General features: G+C 63.5%; 9 protein-coding genes. 4 read left to right on the top strand and 5 right to left on the bottom strand.

Annotated elements, in window-relative coordinates:
- Window position 1: 1 nt before the first annotated feature.
- Window positions 2-847 (bottom strand): ABC transporter permease, encoded by an 846-nt coding sequence (locus tag BMH52_RS17460; protein ID WP_014718830.1) that lies wholly within the window; start codon window positions 845-847, stop codon window positions 2-4.
- On the bottom strand, window positions 844-1,872 hold the full coding sequence (locus BMH52_RS17465) for an ABC transporter ATP-binding protein (protein ID WP_014718829.1): 1,029 nt from the start codon (window positions 1,870-1,872) through the stop codon (window positions 844-846). Before BMH52_RS17465 ends, BMH52_RS17460 begins: the two co-directional genes overlap by 4 nt.
- Before the next feature lie 242 nt (window positions 1,873-2,114).
- Here BMH52_RS17465 and BMH52_RS17470 point away from each other — a divergent pair, with 242 nt between their 5' ends.
- Window positions 2,115-2,945: an IclR family transcriptional regulator gene (locus tag BMH52_RS17470; protein WP_019816829.1), complete on the top strand. Its 831-nt coding sequence runs from the start codon at window positions 2,115-2,117 to the stop codon at window positions 2,943-2,945.
- 80 nt (window positions 2,946-3,025) lie between these two features.
- A complete protein-coding gene (locus BMH52_RS17475) occupies window positions 3,026-4,381 on the top strand; it encodes an MATE family efflux transporter (protein WP_073844470.1) in 1,356 nt (451 codons plus the stop codon).
- On the opposite strand, the gene BMH52_RS17480 is transcribed toward BMH52_RS17475, so the two are convergent.
- Window positions 4,365-4,952 (bottom strand): TetR/AcrR family transcriptional regulator, encoded by a 588-nt coding sequence (locus BMH52_RS17480; RefSeq protein WP_032905010.1) that lies wholly within the window; start codon window positions 4,950-4,952, stop codon window positions 4,365-4,367. The two genes, BMH52_RS17475 and BMH52_RS17480, sit on opposite strands and share 17 nt — an antisense overlap.
- Window positions 4,953-5,084: 132 nt before the next feature.
- Here BMH52_RS17480 and BMH52_RS17485 point away from each other — a divergent pair, with 132 nt between their 5' ends.
- On the top strand, window positions 5,085-6,257 hold the full coding sequence (locus BMH52_RS17485; protein ID WP_014718825.1) for an MFS transporter: 1,173 nt from the start codon (window positions 5,085-5,087) through the stop codon (window positions 6,255-6,257).
- On the opposite strand, the gene BMH52_RS17490 is transcribed toward BMH52_RS17485, so the two are convergent.
- Together BMH52_RS17490 and BMH52_RS17495 are read right to left on the bottom strand one after the other, a co-directional pair.
- Entirely contained in the window at window positions 6,258-6,623 is a 366-nt protein-coding gene (locus tag BMH52_RS17490; RefSeq protein ID WP_014718824.1) for a type II toxin-antitoxin system HicB family antitoxin, read from the bottom strand.
- Complete coding sequence (locus tag BMH52_RS17495; RefSeq protein ID WP_014718823.1) at window positions 6,620-6,871, bottom strand: type II toxin-antitoxin system HicA family toxin; 252 nt, start codon at window positions 6,869-6,871, stop codon at window positions 6,620-6,622. The genes BMH52_RS17490 and BMH52_RS17495 overlap by 4 nt, the downstream gene beginning before the upstream one ends.
- A gap of 210 nt (window positions 6,872-7,081) precedes the next feature.
- Between BMH52_RS17495 and BMH52_RS17500 the strand changes: the two genes are divergently transcribed.
- Window positions 7,082-21,115: a non-ribosomal peptide synthase/polyketide synthase gene (locus BMH52_RS17500; protein ID WP_073844472.1), complete on the top strand. Its 14,034-nt coding sequence runs from the start codon at window positions 7,082-7,084 to the stop codon at window positions 21,113-21,115.
- Window position 21,116: the final 1 nt, after the last annotated feature.

Genomic DNA, 21,116 nt, shown 5'->3' on the forward strand with positions numbered 1-21,116 from the left:
CTTAAACCCCCAGGGACTTTTTGTAGCGGCCTTCGACCATACGGTTCCAGCTCAGCATGATCAGCAGATTGACCAACAGCAGCGCCACCGCGAGGGTCGCGCCCATGGGCCAGTTGAGTTCCGAGAGGTACTGGTCGTACACCACGGTGGCGACCATCTTCAGGCGTCGCCCGCCCAGCAGACCGGGGATCGCAAAGGAGCTGGCAGCCAAACCGAATACGATCAGGGTGCCGGACAGCACACCGGGCATCACTTGGGGCAATACGATCTTGCGCATCACCGTCGCTTGGCTGGCGCCAAGGGACAACGCCGCCTGTTCGGCTGACGGATCGAGCTTTTGCAGGGAGGTCCACACCGGGATGATCATGAACGGCAGCATCACGTGCACCAACGCGATGATCACGGCGAAGGGCGTATACAGCAGCTTCATCGGACTGCCGCCGAGAGCCTGGATCATTTGGTTAATCAGCCCGTCGGCACCCAGCAGCAGGCTCCAGCCAAACGCGCGTACCACCACCGAAATCAGCAGCGGTGTGAGGATCACTATCAGGAAAATCGAGCGCCACGGCGTGCCCATGCGGCTGAGGATGTAAGCCTCCGGCACGCCGATCACCACGCACAGCAGCGTTACCAGGGCACTGATCCAGAACGTGCGCCAGAAAATCTCGTAGAAGTAGGCGTCGCTCAACAGCGCCCAGTAATGGGCCAAGGTCCACTCATCGACCTTCACGCCCACTTGGTAGTCGAACACATTGAACGACAGCACCAGGGTCAAGCCCAGTGGCACGATCAGCAGCCCGGCAAACAGCACCAGCGCTGGCAGCGAGAGCAGGTAACCGCGACTCATGGGTGCACCTCATCGGCGGCCAGTACCCGCAGCAAATCGGCCTGCCATTGCAGGCCCACTGCCGCGCCGCCAGCCAACGGTGCGCTGCCGTCGTTACTGCGCACCACAGTGATTTCGCCCAGGGCGGTGTGGACGCGGTACAGCCATTGGCTGCCGAAAAAGTAGCGGTCTAGCACTTTGCCTTGCATGCGCCCGGTGCCAGGCTCCACCAGTTGGATTTTTTCCGGGCGCAGGCTCAGGGTCAGTTCGCCTGCGCCGCCGTCGTGACGCACTTGGGGTGCGCCGAGCGCATCGTAGTCGCCGGCCAGCAGGTTGGCCTTGCCGACGAAGTCCGAGATAAACCGCGTGCGCGGGTGCTCATAGAGCTTGTACGGCGCGTCGATCTGGGTCACACGCCCGGCCTGCATCACCACCACACGGTCGCTGATGGACAGGGCTTCGGCCTGGTCATGGGTGACCATCAGGGTGGTGATGCCCACCGCGCACTGGATACGACGGATTTCAAATTGCATCTCTTCGCGCAGGTTGGCGTCGAGGTTGGACAGCGGCTCATCGAGCAACAACACCGGCGGTTCGATCACTAGCGCACGGGCCAGGGCCACGCGCTGGCGCTGGCCGCCGGACAGCTCACGAGGGTAGCGCTGCGCATGCTGGGCCAGGCGCACCAGCTCCAGCACGGTATTGACGCGGGTGGCGATGTCGGCCGCAGGCACCTTGCGCATCTTCAGGCCGAAGGCGACGTTGTCGCGCACGCTCATATGCGGGAACAGCGCGTAGCTCTGGAACACCACGCCCAGGCCACGGCTGGCGGGTTTTGCGTGGGTAATGTCGCGACCGTCGAGCAGGATCTGGCCGCCGCTGACGTCGACGAAACCGGCGATCATTTGCAGGGTGGTGGTCTTGCCACAGCCTGAAGGGCCGAGCAGGGAAACGAACTCGCCTTGTTCCACCGCCAGGTCAGTGGCGACCACCGCATCGACGGCGCCATAGCGTTTGCTCAAGGCCTTGAGTTGGAGAAATGCCATGTTTGCGTTCCACCTTTATTCAGTCGCGTCTAAACGCGCTTTCTTGTTTTGGGCAGATGCGAAAAGTGCGGTGCCGGTGCGTTGGCGCTCGATCTCAAGTCGGCTGCCGGTTGTTGTTCAATTCGCCCCTGTGGACGCAGATTAGGACGAAGACTAGGATGGGTGGAAGGTGGAATTTCACTCAATGGACTACTATTTTGCGATTTATTCATTGAGCAGAATTATTAACGAGAGTAGGTGTTATGGATTCCACTGAGCGAATTGATGGCGGCAAAGAAGTCGGTGCGGGCAGCGTCTCCCGGTTGTTTGCTGTGCTGCGAGCCCTGGGGGAGGTACCCGAGGGCGGCGAGCGGGTCACCCAGCTCGCCCAACAGGTGGGCTTGTCCCAACCCACCACCCATCGTCTGCTGCGCAGCCTGATGGACGAAGGCATGGTTGAGCAGGATGCACGCAGCAAACGCTATCGCTTGAGTCTGGAGTTCTTCGCGTTGGCGGCCAACGCGGGCAAGACCGGCAACCTGCGCGACCTTGTGCGCCCCAGCCTGTTGCGCCTGAGCGCGTCGCTGGGGGACTCGCTGTTCCTGCTGGCGCGCAGCGGCTTCGACGCCATTTGCCTGGACCGCAGCGAGGGTCCGTACCCGATTCGTACCTTCACCGGCGATATCGGTGGGCGCGTGGCCTTGGGTGTGGGGCAGGGCAGCCTGGCGATCCTGGCGTTTCTGCCGGAAGAAGAGCGCGAGACGGTGATCCGCTACAACCTGCCACGGCTCAAGGACTTCCATCTGTACGACGAAGTGCTGCTGCGCTCCGAAGTTGAGAACGTGCGCAAGCTGGGTTATGCAGCACGCAACACCGGTGTGCTGGAAGGTATGGCAGGGCTGGCGGTCCCCATCCTCAACCGCGACGGGTACGCGGTCGCGGCGTTGAGCGTGGCGACCATCAGCGACCGCCTGGGGCCAAGCCGCTTGCCGATGGTGGTGGAGTTGTTGAAGCGCGAGGCGGCGGCCATCGGGCCGCGGCTCAATCCGTTTGACCCGACGTTGCGCAGGCCGTCGCAGACCTTTGGGGGTTAACCCGGGCCTTCACAACAGCATATTGGATCCAGTTACGGTATAACCCTGAGACGCTTTCGTGATTCGAGGCCCCATTTTTCATGCAAAACCCTTTGCAACGTCCGCTGTGGCAAATCTATCTGTTGTTCCTGGCACCGATGGTGCTGTCCAATTTCCTGCAGAGCTTTTCCGGCACCCTCAACGGCATTTACGTCGGCCAGATGCTGGGCACCCAGGCCTTGGCCGCGGTGTCGGGGATGTTTCCCATCGTGTTTTTCTTTATCGCCCTGGTGATCGGCCTGGGGGCGGGCGCCTCGGTGTTGATCGGCCAGGCATGGGGCGCCCAGGAGACCGGAATGGTCAAGGTGATTACCGGTGCCACCCTGACCCTGGGCGCGTTGGTGGGCCTGGTGGCCGCCGTGCTGGGCAGCCTGTTTGCGCGCCCGGCATTGCAGGCGTTGGGCACGCCGGTGGATGTGCTCGACGATGCGGTGGGTTACGCCCAGATGATGATGTTGATCATGCCGTTGCTGCTGGTGTTCATCCTCTATACCCAACTGCTGCGTGGCGTCAGCGACACGATTTCGCCGTTGCTGGCATTGATGGTCTCCACCCTGGTGGGCTTGCTGCTCACGCCTGCGCTGATTCGCGGCTGGATCGGCCTGCCACCCATGGGCATCCAGAGTGCGGTGTATGCCGGGCTGGTGGGTAACGCCTTGGCGATGCTGTTTCTGATCCTGCGCCTGCGCCACAAAAGCCACGTGATGGCGCCAGACCGCGAGCTGCTTGCCGCCTTGCGCCTGGACCGCGTTATCCTCGGCAAAGTCCTGCGCATCGGCCTGCCGACGGGCTTGCAGATGGTGGTGCTATCGCTGTCGGAGTTGGTCATCCTGGCTTTGGTCAACGGCCACGGTTCCCAGGCCACGGCGGCCTATGGCGCGGTGACGCAGATCGTCAACTATGTGCAGTTCCCGGCGCTGTCGATCGCCATTACCGCCTCGATCCTCGGCGCCCAGGCGATTGGCGCCGGGCGCCTGGAGCGCATCGGGCCGATCCTGCGCACGGGGCTTGTAATCAACCTGTGCCTCACCGGTGGCTTGATCGTGCTCGGCTATGGGCTATCCCACTGGTTGCTGGGCCTGTTCATCACCGACGACAGCGCACGGGTACGGGCCGAACACCTGCTGCACATCATGCTCTGGAGCATTCTGGTATTTGGCTTCCAGGCGGTGATTGGCGGCATCATGCGCGCCAGCGGGGTGGTGCTGATGCCGGTGGCGATCTCGATCTTCTGCGTGCTCTGCGTGGAACTGCCAATGGCCTATCTGTTCAACGCCCACTTCGGATTGGAAGGAGTGTGGATGGCATTTCCGGTGACCTACCTGGCGATGCTGGTGTTGCAGATCGCCTATTACCGCTTGGTGTGGCGGCATAAGCAGATCAAGCGGTTGGTGTGAGGCTCAGCCCGCGCAAAAGCAGCTCCAGGCCTTGCAAGCCTTCCTCCAGCCGTGTACTCGGGTGCTCATCGCGGGCAATCCACAATGCGGTATTGACCAGGCTGCCGTTGATCAACTGCGCCAGTGCGTGGCTGGGGGCCGTAGGCATCAGGCCCGCTTGCATCAGGGTCTCCAGCAATTGGCGCAAGGACTCCACGCAGTGTTGCTGGGAGCCAGTGTCGCCCAGTACCGCCGGGGCATCCTGCAATACAATGCGCTGGATTTCCGGGTCCTGGGCCATGCGCAGATAGGCGCGACAGCGCTCGCAAAAACCACTCCAAGGCTCTACGGCCTGCTCCGAGATGCGTTGCAAGCGCGCGTCCATCTCGCTGTCGAGTTGAGCGACCACCGCCGCCAGCAGCCCTTTCTTGTCACCAAAGTGGTGATACAGCGCACCGCGCGTCAGGCCGGCACGGGCAGTAAAGTCATCCATCGAGGTATTGGCATAGCCTTGGGTGGCGAAGGCCCGGCGCGCGCTCGCTATGAGGCGGGCGCGGGTGTCTTCGATCATTTCAGCTCGGGCTCGGCTCATGGGCGTCTCTTGGTTAAGTGATTGACATACGCTGCGTATGCGAAGCATGATCTGCCACATACGCGTCGTATGTATTTTGCCCTGATGGATTCAGATAGCAAGCCCAGGGCGTCGAGCAAGAGGTCAAGCAGGATGGCAAACCCCTACGCTGAGTTATTCCAGGTCCCCGGTGCCCGGGCCTTTGTGCTCGCGGGCATGCTGGCGCGCATGCCGATATCCATGACCGGCATCGGCCTGATCACCATGCTGTCCCAGGTACATGGCGGCTATGGCCTGGCCGGTTCGGTGGCGGCGGTGTTTGCCCTGGCCACGGCGATTTGCGCGCCGCAAGTGTCACGTTGGGTGGACCGCTACGGCCAGGGCAGGGTGCTGCCGATTGCCGCGCTGATCGGCGGCGGGGCGCTATTGATGTTGCTGCTGTGTACGCGGTTGCAGGCGCCGAATTGGACGCTGTTTCTGTTCGCCGCGCTGGCGGGCTGCATGCCCAATATGTCGGCCATGGTGCGGGCGCGCTGGACCGAGTTGTACCGTGGCCAGCCCAGGCTGCAAACCGCGTTTGCCCTGGAGTCGGTACTCGATGAGGTGTGCTTCATCATCGGCCCGCCCATTTCGGTGGGGTTGAGCGTGGCGGTGTTCCCAGAAGCCGGGCCCCTGGTGGCGGCGCTGTTGCTGGGGGTGGGCGTCACCACCTTTGTGCTGCAACGGCAAACCGAGCCACCGGTACACGCGCATCAGGGCGCGCACGGTCGCTGGCTGATTGCGTCGCCGTCGGTATTGATCCTGATGATTTTGCTGCTGGCCATGGGCGTGATCGTCGGCGTGGTGGATGTGGTCAGCGTGGCCTTCGCCCAGCATCAGGGCCAACCGGCGGCGGCGAGTATCGTGCTGTCGGTGTATGCCATTGGTTCGTGCCTGGCCGGGTTGGCCTTCGGTGCCCTCAAACTCAAGGCGCCGTTGCCACGCCAGTTCCTGTACTGCGGCGTAGCCACGGCGTTGACCACCTTGCCCTTGCTGCTGGTGAGCAATATTCCCGGCTTGGCCGCTGCCATCTTTATCTCCGGGCTGTTCTTTGCGCCCACCTTGATTGTGTCGATGGCCATGGTGGAGCAGATCGTCCCGGCCAGCCGCCTGACCGAAGGCATGACCTGGCTGATCACCGGCCTGAGCATCGGCGTGGCCATTGGCGCCGCCAGTTCGGGGTGGATGATCGACCACTTTGGCGCCACCAGCGGATTCTGGGTGGCGCTGGCGGCAGGGGCGGTGGTTGCGGGCTCGGCGGTAGTGGGTTACCGGCGGTTGGGATAGTCAGCCAATCGTCGGGCATGGCTCTGGGTAGTGATGCTGCAGAAATTCGTTCAGCGCCTGACGCGTGAGATCATTCAATGTCACTTTCTTACGGTTTGCCGCCAGGGCAGCGGCCAAATGCAAGTCATGCCCGACACGTACGTTGAATGAACCTTTGCACGGTTTCTCCGGCGTGTGCCCCAGGCTCTGGCAGGTAGCGAGATAATCATCCACCGCGCCACGGAAGGCTGCGTCCAGTTCAGCCACAGTTTTGCCTTCATAGCTCACCAATGCCTTGATGAACAGGATTTTACCAAACAGGCAGTTGTCCTCGAGGCTGGCTTCGATGGAGCCGATGTAGCCTTTGTGTTTCAGTTGGTTGTTCACTGAATCAGTTCTCCTGATTTCAATTGTTCGATGATCTGGCGCCGAATGTAGTGTTTCAGTTCGTTGCCGGGGTGAGGCTTGTGCAGGGTGATCATTGCACTGGGGTCGCCCATGTCGAACTTGACCCGGCTTCCGGCCCCTTCAATCTGTGTGTATCCCAATCGGCGTAATAACGTGACGAGCTCAGACCAGGTAAATGCCATGTGCTCATTGAGCAGTTTGGCGAGCAGCTTTTCATTCTTGGACACGGCGTTCCCTGCGTGTAACTAAATGTAGTTGCAAAAAGTGGTGTTCGTCAATGCTAGCTCAGCTTCGTGCGGCTTCGCGGGGATTGATGTAACCCCCGATGACAGCCTGTGCGGCGCCACCCATTCCCTCGCTAATTTTTCCCCGCCCGGTTCGTTTTATAGGGACGACGTGCCTTTGTGCTTCCCGCCTATTGCCCCGGATTCCAAGAAATGAATGCTGAAGACTCCTTGAAACTTGCTCGCCGGTTTATCGGGCTGCCTCTGGAAAAACGCCAACTGTTCCTGCAAGCCTTGCAGAAAGAAGGCGTGGATTTTTCAAGGTTTCCGATTCCGGCAGGGGTGGAGGTGGAGGACCGCCAGGCGCTGTCCTACGCGCAGCAGCGCATGTGGTTTCTATGGCAGTTGGACCCGGCCAGCGGCGCCTACAATTTGCCTGGCGCAGTACGCTTGAGGGGGGCGCTGAGCCTGCCAGCGCTGGAGCAAGCGTTCGCCAGCCTGGTGGCGCGTCACGAAACCCTGCGCACGGTGTTCCAGCGTCAGGCTGATGAGCGGCTGGCGCAGGTGGCGGTGGAGCCGTCGGTGACCGTCGAGCACCTGGACTTCACCGCCTTGGCCTTTGATGCGCGTGAGCAGGCCGTCAACGCCGCCGCCACCCGTCAATCGCTGTTGCCGTTCGACCTGGAACACGGCCCATTGCTGCGCGTGCAACTGCTCAAGCTTGCCGAGCAGGAACACGTGCTGCTGCTGACCCTGCACCACATCGTCTCCGACGGTTGGTCGATGAACGTGCTGATCGACGAATTCATCCGTTGCTATGACGCCCATGAGCGCAACGAAGCGCCCCAACTGCCAGCGCTGCCCATCCAGTACAGTGATTACGCCCTGTGGCAGCGCCGCTGGCTGGAAGCGGGCGAGCAGGCGCGCCAATTGGAATATTGGCAGGCTCGCCTGGGCGATGAACATCCGGTTCTGGAGCTGCCCACCGACCACCCGCGCCCGGCCATGCCCAGCTACCAGGGCACACGGCATAACTTCGCGATTGAGCCGGCACTGGCCGCGCAACTGCGCAGCTGCGCGCAAAAACACAACGTTACCCTGTTCATGCTGCTGCTCGGCGCTTTCAATGTGCTGCTGCACCGCTATACCGGCCAGGGCGACATCCGCGTCGGTGTGCCGATTGCCAATCGCAATCGCACCGAAGTCGAGGGGCTGATCGGGTTCTTCGTCAACACCCAGGTGTTGCGCACCGAACTGACCGGGCAAACGCGGGTTGCCGAGTTGCTGCAAGGTATCAAGGAGCATGCTCTGGGCGCCCAGGCCCATCAGGAGTTGCCCTTCGAACGGCTGGTGGAAGCGCTGAAAATCGAGCGCAGCCTGAGCCACACGCCGCTGTTCCAGGTGATGTATAACCATCAGCCGGTAGTCGCCGACATCGCCTCGGTCAGCACCGCATCGGGGCTGGAATTGGCCCTGGTGGAATGGCAAGGCCGCACCACCCAGTTCGACCTGACCCTGGACACCTATGAAAAGTCCGGCACCCTGCATGCCGCGCTGACCTACGCCAATGACTTGTTCGATACGCCCACCATCGAGCGCATGGCCCGGCATTGGATCAGCCTGTTGCAGGCCATGGTGCTCGATGGCGAACAGCGCATTGGCGAATTGCCCATGCTTGACGCGGCTGAACAGCAACGGCTGGTCCACAGCTGGAACCAGACCACCGAGGCGTACCCGACCGAGCGCGGGATTCAACACCTGATCGAAGACCAGGCGCGGCGCAGCCCCGATGCACCGGCACTGGTGTTCGGTACCACCACCTTGACCTACGCCCAACTGGATGCGCGCGCCAACCAGTTGGCCCATGCCCTGGGCGAGCAGGGCGTGGGGCCCGACGTGCTGGTGGGTATCTGCATCGAGCGCTCCATCGAAATGGTGGTTGGCCTGCTGGCGATTCTCAAGGCCGGTGGCGCCTACGTGCCTCTCGACCCTGAGTATCCCCAGGAACGCCTGGCCTACATGATCGAAGACAGCGGCATACAACTGCTGCTCAGCCAGCAGAGCCTGCTGGCGTCGCTGCCCGTCGCCGGTATCCAGTTGATTGCCCTGGACCAGCCGGCGCTATGGCTCGACGGCTACAGCAGCGAATCGCCGAACGTGGCCTTGCATGCCCTGAACCTGGCCTACGTGATCTACACCTCGGGCTCCACCGGCAAGCCCAAAGGCGCCGGCAATAGCCATCGCGCCTTGGTCAACCGCTTGAGCTGGATGCAACAGGCGTATGGCCTGGTTGCCAATGACGCGGTGTTGCAGAAAACCCCGTTCAGCTTTGACGTGTCGGTGTGGGAGTTCTTCTGGCCGCTGATGACCGGCGCCCGCCTGGTGGTCGCGGCGCCTGGCGAACACCGTGAACCGGCGCGCCTGATCGACACCATTGGCCGGCACGCCATTACCACCTTGCACTTCGTGCCGTCGATGTTGCAGGCGTTTATCCATGAGCCGGGCGTACAGGCGTGCGCAAGCCTCACGCGCATTATGTGCAGCGGCGAAGCCTTGCCCCTGGACGCGCAACAGCAAGTGTTCGCCAAGTTGCCCGCTGCGGCGCTGTACAACCTCTATGGCCCGACCGAGGCGGCTATCGACGTCACGCACTGGACCTGCATCGACGAAGGCGCCGACAGCGTGCCCATCGGCCGCCCCATCGCCAACCTCGGCACCTACGTGCTGGACGCACAACTCAACCCGGTGCCGGCCGGTGTCAGTGGCGAACTCTACCTGGGCGGCGTTGGCCTGGCGCGCAGTTACCACCGACGCCCGGCGTTGACTGCCGAACGTTTCGTGCCCAGCCCGTTCGTGACGGGCGAGCGCCTGTATCGCACCGGTGACCGCGTGCGCCAACGCGCCGATGGGGTGATCGAATACCTCGGCCGCCTCGATCATCAGGTCAAATTGCGCGGCTTGCGTATCGAGCTGGGCGAAATCGAAGCACGCCTGATGCAGCATCCACACGTGCGCGAAGCCGTGGTACTGGTACAGGGCGGCAAGCAGTTGATCGCCTATCTGGTGCACGCAGGCGAGGCGCCAACGGACCTCAAGGCCTGGTTGCTCGGCAGCTTGCCGGAATACATGGTGCCGACGCATTTCATTGCGCTGCCCAAGCTGCCGGTGACCGCCAACGGCAAGCTCGACCGCAAGGCGTTGCCAGCGCCGGATGCGGCTCAGCCGCAGGCATTTGTCGCCCCCCAAGGCGACCTGCAAACAGCCCTGGCTGCCATCTGGAGCGACGTGCTGGGCGTTGAGCAGGTCGGCCAGGACGATAACTTTTTCGAGCTGGGCGGCGATTCGATCATCTCCATCCAGGTGGTCAGCCGCGCCCGTCAGGCCGGCATTCGCCTGAGCCCGCGTGACCTGTTCCAGTACCAGAGCATCCGCAGCCTGGCCCTGGTGGCGCGCTTCGAGCAGGTCAGCCTGATCGACCAGGGCCCGGTCAGTGGCGAGGTGATGCTGACGCCCGTGCAACACAGTTTTTTCGTCCAACCGATCCCGGCGCGGCATCACTGGAATCAATCTTTGTTGCTGGTGCCCGGTGAGGTGCTTGAGCCTGCACGGTTGGAGGCCGCGCTGGCGCGGTTGATCCAGCATCACGACGCTCTGCGCCTGCGCTTTGTGCAGCAGGCTGACGGCTGGCAGCAGAGCCATGCCGCCGATGTCAGCGAACCGCTGTTGTGGCAATGCCAGGCCAGCACCGACGCTGAACTGGCGGTGTTGTGTGATGAAGCCCAGCGCAGCCTTGACCTTGCCCAAGGCCCGCTGCTGCGCGCCGCGTTGGTGAATTGGGCCGATGGCAGCCAACGTTTGCTGCTGGTGATCCATCACTTGGTGGTGGATGGCGTGTCTTGGCGCATCCTGCTTGAAGACCTGCAACAGGCTTACCGAGAACAGGTGCTGCCGGCAAAAACCAGTGCCTACCAGCGCTGGGCGCAACAGCTGCACCGCCACGCGCAGACCGTCGAGGAGCAACTGCTGTACTGGCAAGCCCAGTCCATCGACGCCGAACTGCCGTGTGATCACCCCGAAGGCGGCCTGCAAAACCGCCTGGGTGCCAAGCTGGAAACACGCCTCGACGTCGAGCACACCCGCCGACTGCTGCAAGACGCGCCAGCGGCCTATCGCACCCAGGTCAACGACCTGCTGTTGACCGCCCTGGCGCGGGTGATCAGCCGTTGGAGCGAGCAACCTGCTGCGCTCATTCAATTGGAAGGCCATGGTCGGGAAGACCTCTTCGACGACATCGACCTGAGCCGCACCGTCGGCTGGTTCACCAGCCTGTACCCGGTGCGCCTGCATGCCGAAGGCGAGTTGCCCGAGGCGATCAAGGCGGTCAAGGAACAACTGCGCGCCGTGCCCGACAAAGGCCTGGGCTACGGCCTGCTGCGCTACCTGGGCGCGCCACACGCGCAGGAAAGCCTGGCGAACCTTACCGCGCCGCGCATCACGTTCAACTACCTGGGCCAGTTCGACCGTCAGTTCAACGAGTCGGCACTGTTCGTGCCGGCCAGTCAGGGCAGTGGCCAGGCCCAGGATCCAGAGGCGCCGCTGGCCAACTGGCTGACGCTGGAAGGTCAGGTATATGGCGGCGAGCTGTCGTTGCAATGGGGGTTCAGCCGGGAGATGTTCGAGGCGGCGACTGTGCAGCGGTTGGCGGATGAGTACGCAGCCGAACTCAAGGCGTTGATCGAGCATTGCTGTGCCACGCCGGCAGGCCAGGTGAGCCCGTCGGATTTCCCGCTGGCACGTCTCACCCAGCAGCAACTGGATGCCTTGCCCGTGGCCGGGCCGGCCATCGCCGACCTTTATCCGCTGTCGCCGATGCAGCAAGGCATGCTGTTCCACACCCTGTTGGAACCCGAGGCACAGGCCTATATCAACCAGTTGCGCCTCGACATCGAGGGCCTTGATTTGCTCGCCTTCGGACGTGCCTGGCAGGCTGCACTGGATCGTCACGACATCCTGCGCAGCAGCTTCCATTGGCTGGGCCTGGACAGTGCTCATCAGCTGATCCAGCGCCAGGTCGACCTGCAACTGCAAGTGATCGAAGACCCCGACGCCGATTTCGACACCCTGGCCCAGGCCGAACGCGAACGCGGTTTTGCCCTGAATGCCGCGCCGCTGTTTCGCCTGACGCTGGTGCGCGGTGCTGGTGCGGCCTGGCACTTTATCTTCACCAGCCACCACATCCTCATGGACGGCTGGAGTAACGCGCAGTTGCTCGGTGAAGTCATCGCTCACTATGCGGGGCAGGCAGTGCTGGCGCCGCTCGGGCAGTTCCGCGATTACCTCGCCTGGCTGCAACAACAGTCCTCGGGCGAAGCGTTCTGGAAAACAGCCCTGGCGGCATTGCCGGCGCCGACTCTGCTGGCGCAAGCGCTGCGCACGCCGGTAGCCGGGGTGGGCATGGCTGACCATCACGTAGCACTGGAGAGCGACTTTACCCGCCGCCTCGGCGAGTTCGCACGCCAGCACAAAGTCACCCTCAATACCCTGCTGCAAGGGGCTTGGAGCCTGTTGCTGCAACGCTACACCAGCCAGGACTGCGTCGCCTTCGGTGCCACCGTGGCCGGGCGTTCCGCACCGCTGCCGGGGATCGAGCAGCAACTGGGCCTGTTCATCAACACCTTGCCGATCATCAGCGCAGCCTCGCCAGCCCAGTCGGCCGCGACGTGGCTCAGCGAACTGCAAGCGCTCAACCTCAGCCTGCGCGACCATGAACATGTGCCGCTCTACGACATCCAGGGCTGGGCCGGCCAGCAGGGCGCGCTGTTCGACACCTTGCTGGTGTTCGAGAACTTCCCGGTCGCCGAGGCGCTCAAGCAAGGCGCGCCGGCCGGCCTGACCTTCGGTCACCTGCACAACCATGAGCGCACGCACTATCCATTGACCCTGGGCATCGAACTGGGCGCCAGCCTGCGCCTGGAATTCAGTTATGACCGTGCCCAGTTCAGCGAGGCGCACGTGGCGCAGTTGAGCGCCAACCTGCAACACCTGCTGGCGCAATTGCTCGCAGACGCTCACATGCCGCTGGGCAACCTGCGCCTTCTCGACGCCCCTGCGCAACGGCAGATGCTCGCTCTGAGCCGCTCAGCCGCAGCGCCCCAGGCCAACGAACGCGTGCACCAGCGTATCGCAGCCCAGGCCGAGGCGACGCCAGACGCCCTGGCTGTACAGGCCGGTGACGCCAGCTTGAGCTACGCCCAGTTGAACCAGCGCGCCAACCGCCTGGCCCATCGCCTGTTGGCGCTTGGCGTCGGCCCCGGCCAACGGGTGGGCCTGGCTTCGCGGCGTGGCCCGCAATTGATCGTCAGCCTGCTGGCAGTGCTCAAAAGCGGGGCGGCCTACGTACCGCTGGACCCTGAATACCCAGCGGAACGTTTGGCCTACATGCTCGCCGACAGCCGCCTGGACGTGCTGCTCAGCGAAACCGGCTTGCTCGCCGACTTGCCTTTGCCCCGCGGCCTGACCCGCGTGGATTTCAGCACCAGTGGCGACGAACTGACCGGCTACCCGACGACCAATCCGCCTAATCACGCGGCGGCGGCTGACCTGGCCTATGTGATCTACACCTCTGGCTCCACCGGCCAGCCCAAGGGCGTGGCCATCGACCATGCCGCCCTCGGCCAGTTTTGTGACAGCGCCACGCTGTACAGCCGACTGAGCGCCGAAGACCGCGTGTTGCAGTTTGCGACCTTCAGTTTCGATGGTTTTGTCGAACAGTGCTTCCCGCCCCTGTGTGCGGGCGCGGCGTTGATCATGCGTGGCGATGAACTCTGGGATGCCGGGCAACTGGCGCAAGAGATTGTCGAGCAGGGCGTGACCCTGGCCGATTTGCCCGCCGCCTACTGGTACCTGTTGGCGCAAGAGTGCGCCGAGCACCGTCGCTCCCTGGGCAAGCTGCGCCAGGTGCATGTGGGCGGTGAAGCCATGTCAGTGGAGGGCGTGCGTGCGTGGTACGCCGCGGGCTTGGGCAATGTGCGCCTGGTCAACACCTACGGGCCGACCGAAGCCACGGTGGTCTCCAGCGTGCATGAGTGCCAATTGGCCGATGCCAACGACGCCTACGGCGTGCCAATCGGGCAGGCGATTGCCGGGCGCGGCCTGTATGTACTCGACAGCGGTTTCGAACTGTTGGCCACCGATGGCGTGGGCGAGCTGTGCATTGGTGCCGAGGTTGGCTTGGCGCAACGCTATTTCGACCGCCCGGCGCTGACCGCCGAGCGCTTCTTGCCGGACCCGTTTTCCGCCATGCCCGGTGCGCGGCTTTATCGCAGTGGCGACCTGGCCCGGTACAACCCGGCGGGTGCGCTGGAGTACGTCGGGCGTATCGACCATCAAGTGAAGATTCGTGGCCTGCGTATCGAAATGGGCGAAATCGAAGCCAGCCTGCAAGCCTTGCCAAATGTGCGAGAAGCCGCCGTGCTTGCGCAGCCGAGCGCGACCGGCGTGCAGTTGGTGGCGTACGTGGTGCCCGCCGAAGGCCAAGCGCTGGAGGCACAGGCACTGGCGGCGCGCTTGCGCCAGACGTTGCCGGACTACATGGTGCCGGGCCATTGGGTGTTCCTCGATGCCTTGCCGTTGAACCACAACGGCAAGCTCGACCGCCGTGCGCTGCCCACACCCGACCTGAACCAGGCCAGCGCCGCCTACGTGGCGCCGCAGAGTCCATTGCAAATCCAGTTGGCGGCGATCTGGCAAGCAGTGTTGCAGGTCGAGCAGGTTGGCCTGGAAGATCACTTCTTCGAACGCGGCGGCCACTCCTTGCTGGCCACCCAAGTGATCTCCCGGGTGCGCCACGACCTCAAGCTGGAAGTGCCGTTGCGGGCCCTGTTCGAACAGCCGACGCTGGCCGCTTTCGCAGCGGCGTGCGCAGGCGTGCAGGCCGATACCGCGCCTGTGATGCAGGCGGTTGGCCGTGACCAGCCGCTGGCGTTGTCCTTTGCCCAGGAGCGGCAGTGGTTTCTCTGGCAATTGGATCCCACCAGCGCGGCCTATCATGTGCCCACCGCCTTGCACCTGTGCGGTGAACTCGACATCGCGGCGCTGGAGCGCGCCGTCGAGGCCCTGGTGCAGCGCCATGAACCGCTGCGCACCACCTTTGTGGAGGCGGGCGAGCACACTGTGCAAGTCATCCACCCAAGCCTGGCCGTGCCGGTTGAACAACAAGAGGTCGACGCCGGCGCTATCGAGCAGGCGGTCACCGAAGAGATCCAGCGCCCGTTCGACCTGCGCAACGGCCCGCTGATGCGCGTCAAGTTGCTGATCGTCGCGCCTGATCACCATGTGCTGGTCATCACCCAGCACCACATCATCTCTGACGGCTGGTCGATGCAAGTGATGATCGACGAGTGGGTGGCGCTGTACCAAGGCAGCGCAGGGTTGCCGGCCTTGCCGATCCAGTACGCCGACTACGCCCAGTGGCAGCGCGACTGGATGGCGGCTGGGGAACAACAACGCCAGCTCGATTACTGGTGCGCTCGTCTGGGGCACGAACATCCGTTGCTGGACCTGCCCCTGGACCATCCACGCCCTGCAGTGCAGAGCCATCGTGGCGCGCGCCGCCAGATTCATCTGGAGCGTGCGCTGCTGACTGAACTCAAGGCCCTGGCCCAGCGTCAGGACGTGACGCTGTTCATGCTGTTGCTGGCGTCGTTCCAGACCTTGCTGCACCGCTACAGCGGCCAGGCACAGGTGCGTGTCGGCGTGCCGGTCGCCAACCGTAATCGCTTCGAAACCGAGCGACTGCTGGGCTTTTTCGTCAATACCCAGGTGCTGCAAGCTGACGTGCACGGGCAGATGCCGTTCGACCAGTTGCTGGCCCAGGTCAAGCAGCGTGCCCTGGAAGCGCAGGCCCATCAGGACCTGCCGTTCGAGCAGCTCGTGCAAGTGTTGCAGCCCGAGCGCAGCCTCAGCCATAACCCGCTGTTCCAGGTGATGTTCAACCATCAGGACAGCCTGCGTTCAGCCCCGGTACAACTGCCCGGCCTGGCTTTGCAGCCCGTGGATTGGGCCGGTCACAGCACGCAGTTCGACCTGAACCTGGAAACCGAGGAATCGGTGGACGGTCTCTGGGCCTCGCTGACTTACGCCACGGACCTGTTTGACGCGGCGACCGTGGAACGCCTGGCCGAGCATTGGCAAAACCTGCTGCGCGCGGTCCTGCAGGATGCCTCGGTGGCCTTGGACGACCTGGCGATGCTCAGCCCGTCGCAATGGCAGCACATGGTGCACGACTGGAACCGCAGCGACACCGACTACCCACGCGAACGCTGCGTACACCAGTTGTTTGAGGCCCAGGCCGCGGCGCAACCCGACGCCATCGCGCTGCACTTCAATGACGAGCACCTGAGCTACGGCGAACTCAACCGTCGCGCCAATCGGCTGGCCCATCGTCTGATCGACATGGGCGTCGGCCCGGACGTGCTGGTGGCGGTGCACGTGGAGCGTTCCCTGGACATGGTGGTTGGCTTGCTCGCGACCCTCAAGGCCGGTGGTGCCTATGTGCCGCTCGACCCGCAATTCCCGGCAGAGCGCCTGGCCTACATGCTTGAAGACAGCCGCGCCCGGGTATTGCTGACGCAACCGCACCTGCTGGGGCACCTGGCGCAGCCGCACGGCGTGCAGGTGCTGATGGTGGAGGAGGCCGGCACAGCGCAGCACAATCCCCAGGTTGCGGTGACACCGGAGCATCTGGCCTACGTGATCTACACCTCTGGCTCCACTGGCAAGCCCAAAGGGGTGATGGTTCGTCACAAGGCGCTGTGCAGCTTCACCAGCGGCATGGCCGGCACGTTGAGTATCGGCCAGGATGCGCGGCTGTTGTCGCTGACCACCTTCTCGTTCGACATCTTCGCCCTGGAGCTGTACGTGCCGCTGAGTGTCGGCGGTACCGTGTTGCTGAGCACCCAGGCAATGGCCCTCGACCCCGAGGCGATCCTTGATCTGGCCCAGCGTCAGGCGGCGAATGTGCTGCAAGCCACGCCCTCGACCTGGCGCATGTTGCTCGACAGCCCACGGGCTCATTCACTGCGTGGCATCGCCTGCCTGTGCGGTGGCGAAGCGTTGCCCGTCGATTTGGCCCAGCGCATGCTCGACCTGCAAGGCCCGCTGTGGAACCTCTATGGCCCGACGGAAACCACCATCTGGTCGGCGGCTCATCGTTTGCATCAGGCATTGCCGTTCGTTGGACGGCCCATCGCCAATACCGGCTTGTTCATTCTCAATGCCGGTCTCACGCCATGCCCCCAAGGTGTGTCCGGTGAGCTGCTGATCGGTGGTGTCGGCCTGGCGCGCGGTTACCACGGGCAGCCGGCGCTGACCGCCGAACGCTTCGTGCCCAACCCGTTTGGGGCTCCGGGCGAACGCCTGTACCGTACCGGCGACCTGGCACGCTATCAGGCGAACGGCGTGGTGGAATACATCGGCCGTGTCGACCATCAGGTCAAGGTCCGGGGTTTCCGTATCGAGCTGGGTGAAATCGAAGCCTGCCTGCGTGAGTTCGACGGCGTACGCGAAGCCGTGGTGCTGGCCGATAACGACCGGCTGATCGCTTACCTGGTCAGCACCGCGCCGCAGGCACCGCAGGTGTATAAAGCCGCGCTGCGCGAGCGTCTGCCGGACTACATGGTGCCCGCGCAGTGGCTGTTCCTTGACAGCCTGCCGCTGACCCCCAACGGCAAGCTCGACCGCAAGGCACTGCCCAAACCGGATGCCAGCCTGTCGCTCAAAGGCCATGTAGCGCCCGTCACCCCGCGCGAGCAGCAGGTGGCGGCGATCTGGGCCGAGGTACTGGAATTGCCCCGTGTGGGCCTCGACGATCATTTCTTCGAGTTGGGCGGGCATTCATTGCTGGCCACGCGGGTGGTGTCACGGGTGCGTCAGGCCCTGGCGCTGGAGGTCCCACTCAAGGCCTTGTTCGAACAGCCGCTACTGGGTGATTTCGTGCAGGCCTTGGGCGAGGAGGGCGTCACCGCGCCGGCGCTGATCAAGGCCGATCGCACGCAGCCTCTGCCGCTGTCTTATGCCCAGGAGCGCCAGTGGTTCCTCTGGCAACTGGACCCGGCCGGCGCCGCGTATCACATCCCCAGCGCCTTGCGTTTGCACGGGCCGCTGGACCTGACCGCGCTGCAAGAGAGCTTTGATAGCTTGCTGGCTCGCCATGAAAGCCTGCGCACGTATTTCCGTCAGGACGCCACCGGCGCGGTTCAAGTCATTGACGCCCAGGGCCGGGTCGATATCGAGCAGGTCGACAGCGACTATGCCGGCCTCAAGGCGCGGGTCGCGCAGGTGGTCGCCCAGCCTTTCGACCTGCTGCATGGGCCGCTGCTGCGGGTCACCTTGCTGCGCCTGGCCGAGGACGACCATGTGCTGGTGCTGGTGCAGCATCACATCGTCTCTGACGGCTGGTCGATGCAGTTGATGGTCGAGGAGCTGGTGCAGGCGTATGCCGCTAACAGCCAAGGCCAGGACGTGCAATTGCCGGCGCTGCCGATCCAGTACGGCGATTATGCCGTGTGGCAGCGCGGTTGGATGGAGGCGGGGGAGCAGGCGCGTCAACTGGCCTACTGGCGCGAGCAGTTGAGCGGCGAGCAACCGGTGCTGGAGTTGCCGTTCGACCATCCGCGCCCGGCACAGCCAAGCCATCGCGGCGCACGCTTGGGTATCGAGTTGCATCCGGAGTTGTTGGGCAGTTTGCGCGCATTGGCGCAGCACGCTGGCGTCACGCTGCCGATGCTGCTGTTGGCGTCTTACCAAGCGTTGCTGCATCGCTACAGCGGCCAGGAAGATGTGCGCGTGGGCGTGCCGATTGCCAACCGCAATCGCCTGGAAACCGAGGGGTTGATCGGCTTCTTCGTCAACACCCAAGTGCTCAAGGCCGATATCCACGGGCAAATGAGCAGCGAGCAATTGCTGCACCAGGTGCGCCAGCGTTCCCTAGAGGCCCAGGCTCACCAGGACCTGCCGTTCGAACAGTTGGTGCAGGCATTGCAACCGGAGCGCAGCCTTAGCCTGAGCCCGTTATTCCAAGTGTTGTTCAACCACCGTGTGAGCGCTGCCGACAGCCATCTGCATCGCCTGGCCGACTTGCACGTCGAAGTCCTGGATCTGGACGAAGGCGTGGCCCAGTTCGACCTGGCGCTGGATGTGGAAGAAAGCCCGACGGCCCTGCGTGCCTCCCTGAGTTATGCCACCGACTTGTTCGCCGTGGCGACCATCGAGCGCATGGCCGGGCATTGGCAGAACCTGTTGCGGGCGATGGTGGTCGACCCACAGCAGCCCATCAGCCAATTGAGCCTGCTGGGCGAGGATGAGCAGCAGCAGATTCTTGAGCTGTGGGACCAGACCGACGCCGGTTTTTCAGCCGAGCGCCTGGTGCACGAATTGGTCGGCGATCGCGCCCGGCAAACCCCGGACGCAGTGGCGGTTAAATTCGACGCGCAAACCCTGACTTACGGTGAACTGGATCGCCAGGCCAACCGCCTGGCCCATGCCTTGATCGCCCGTGGCGTCGGCCCGGAAGTGCGGGTGGCTATCGCCATGCCGCGCAGTGCCGAGATCATGGTGGCGTTCCTGGCGGTGATGAAAGCCGGTGGCGTGTATGTGCCGCTGGATATCGAATACCCACGTGATCGCCTGCTGTACATGATGCAGGACAGCCGTGCGCAACTGCTGCTGACTAACAGCCGGGCGCTGCAGCAACTGCCAGTTCCCGAGGGCCTGGCTACCCTGGCGATTGATCGCACCGAAGAATGGGCCGGTTATAGCGATGCGGCCCCGACTGTGGCGCTGGACGGCGACAACCTTGCCTACGTGATCTACACCTCCGGCTCCACCGGTTTGCCCAAGGGCGTGGCGGTGTCACACGGCCCGCTGGTGGCGCATATCATCGCTACCGGCGAGCGCTATGAAACCTCGCCGGCCGATTGCGAGCTGCACTTCATGTCGTTCGCTTTCGACGGCTCCCACGAAGGCTGGATGCACCCGCTGATCAACGGCGCCAGCGTGTTGATCCGTGACGACAGCCTGTGGCTGCCGGAATACACCTACGAGCAGATGCATCGCCATAACGTGACCATGGCAGTGTTCCCACCGGTGTACCTGCAACAGTTGGCCGAACATGCCGAGCGCGACGGCAACCCGCCGGCGGTGCGGGTGTACTGCTTTGGCGGTGATGCCGTGGCTCAAGCCAGCTACGACCTGGCGTGGCGCGCGCTGAAACCCAAATACCTGTTCAACGGCTACGGCCCGACCGAAACCGTGGTCACGCCGCTGCTGTGGAAGGCACGCAAGGGCGACCCCTGTGGCGCCGTCTACGCGCCCATCGGCACTTTGTTGGGTAACCGTAGTGGCTACGTGTTGGATGCGCAACTGAACCTGCAACCCATCGGCGTGGCCGGCGAGTTGTACCTGGGCGGCGAGGGCGTGGCCCGGGGTTATCTGGAGCGTCCGGCGTTAACCGCCGAACGCTTCGTGCCGGACCCGTTCGGCAAGCCTGGCAGTCGCGTGTATCGCAGCGGCGACCTGACCCGTGGGCGTCCGGATGGCGTGGTGGATTACCTGGGGCGTGTGGACCATCAGGTGAAGATCCGCGGTTTCCGTATCGAACTGGGGGAAATCGAAGCGCGCTTGCGTGAGCAAACCAGTGTCGGTGAAACCGTGGTGGTGGCCCAGGAGGGGCCGACCGGCAAACAACTGGTGGCCTATGTGGTACCGGCCGACGCCAGCCTGGCCGACCAGGTTGAGTTCCGTGACACCCTGCGTCGTGCCCTGAAAGCCGACCTACCGGACTATATGGTGCCCAGCCACTTCGTATTCCTGGCGCAGATGCCGCTGACCCCCAACGGCAAGCTCGACCGCAAGGGCTTGCCGCTGCCGGATGCGAGCCAGATGCAGCAGCAGTACTTGGCCCCGCAAACCGAGCTTGAGCAGCAGATCGCCACGATCTGGGCCGACATCCTGCACCTGCCGCAAGTGGGCCTGAACGACAACTTCTTTGATGTCGGTGGCCACTCCTTGCTGGCGATCCAGATTACCTCGCGGGTGCAGGCCGAGCTCGGCCTGGACGTACCGTTGATGGAACTGTTCCAGACTGAATCGCTGCGCGCCTACGTGCAGGCCGCAGCCACTTTCCGCGCCGGCAGCGTGGAAGATTTTGATGACCTTCGTGACTTCTTGAGCGAACTAGAGGCGATTTGAA

Source organism: Pseudomonas sp. BTN1, assembly GCF_001907715.1.
Classification (GTDB): domain Bacteria; phylum Pseudomonadota; class Gammaproteobacteria; order Pseudomonadales; family Pseudomonadaceae; genus Aquipseudomonas; species Aquipseudomonas paracarnis.

What these genes read in the sequence shown, in the direction of transcription:
- BMH52_RS17470 (WP_019816829.1), top strand. Translation starts at nt 2,115, where the DNA reads ATGGATTCCACTGAGCGAATTGATGGCGGCAAAGAAGTCGGTGCGGGC.
- BMH52_RS17465 (WP_014718829.1), bottom strand. Translation starts at nt 1,872, where the DNA reads ATGGCATTTCTCCAACTCAAGGCCTTGAGCAAACGCTATGGCGCCGTC.
- BMH52_RS17480 (WP_032905010.1), bottom strand. Translation starts at nt 4,952, where the DNA reads ATGAGCCGAGCCCGAGCTGAAATGATCGAAGACACCCGCGCCCGCCTC.
- BMH52_RS17485 (WP_014718825.1), top strand. Translation starts at nt 5,085, where the DNA reads ATGGCAAACCCCTACGCTGAGTTATTCCAGGTCCCCGGTGCCCGGGCC.
- BMH52_RS17460 (WP_014718830.1), bottom strand. Translation starts at nt 847, where the DNA reads ATGAGTCGCGGTTACCTGCTCTCGCTGCCAGCGCTGGTGCTGTTTGCC.
- BMH52_RS17475 (WP_073844470.1), top strand. Translation starts at nt 3,026, where the DNA reads ATGCAAAACCCTTTGCAACGTCCGCTGTGGCAAATCTATCTGTTGTTC.
- BMH52_RS17500 (WP_073844472.1), top strand. Translation starts at nt 7,082, where the DNA reads ATGAATGCTGAAGACTCCTTGAAACTTGCTCGCCGGTTTATCGGGCTG.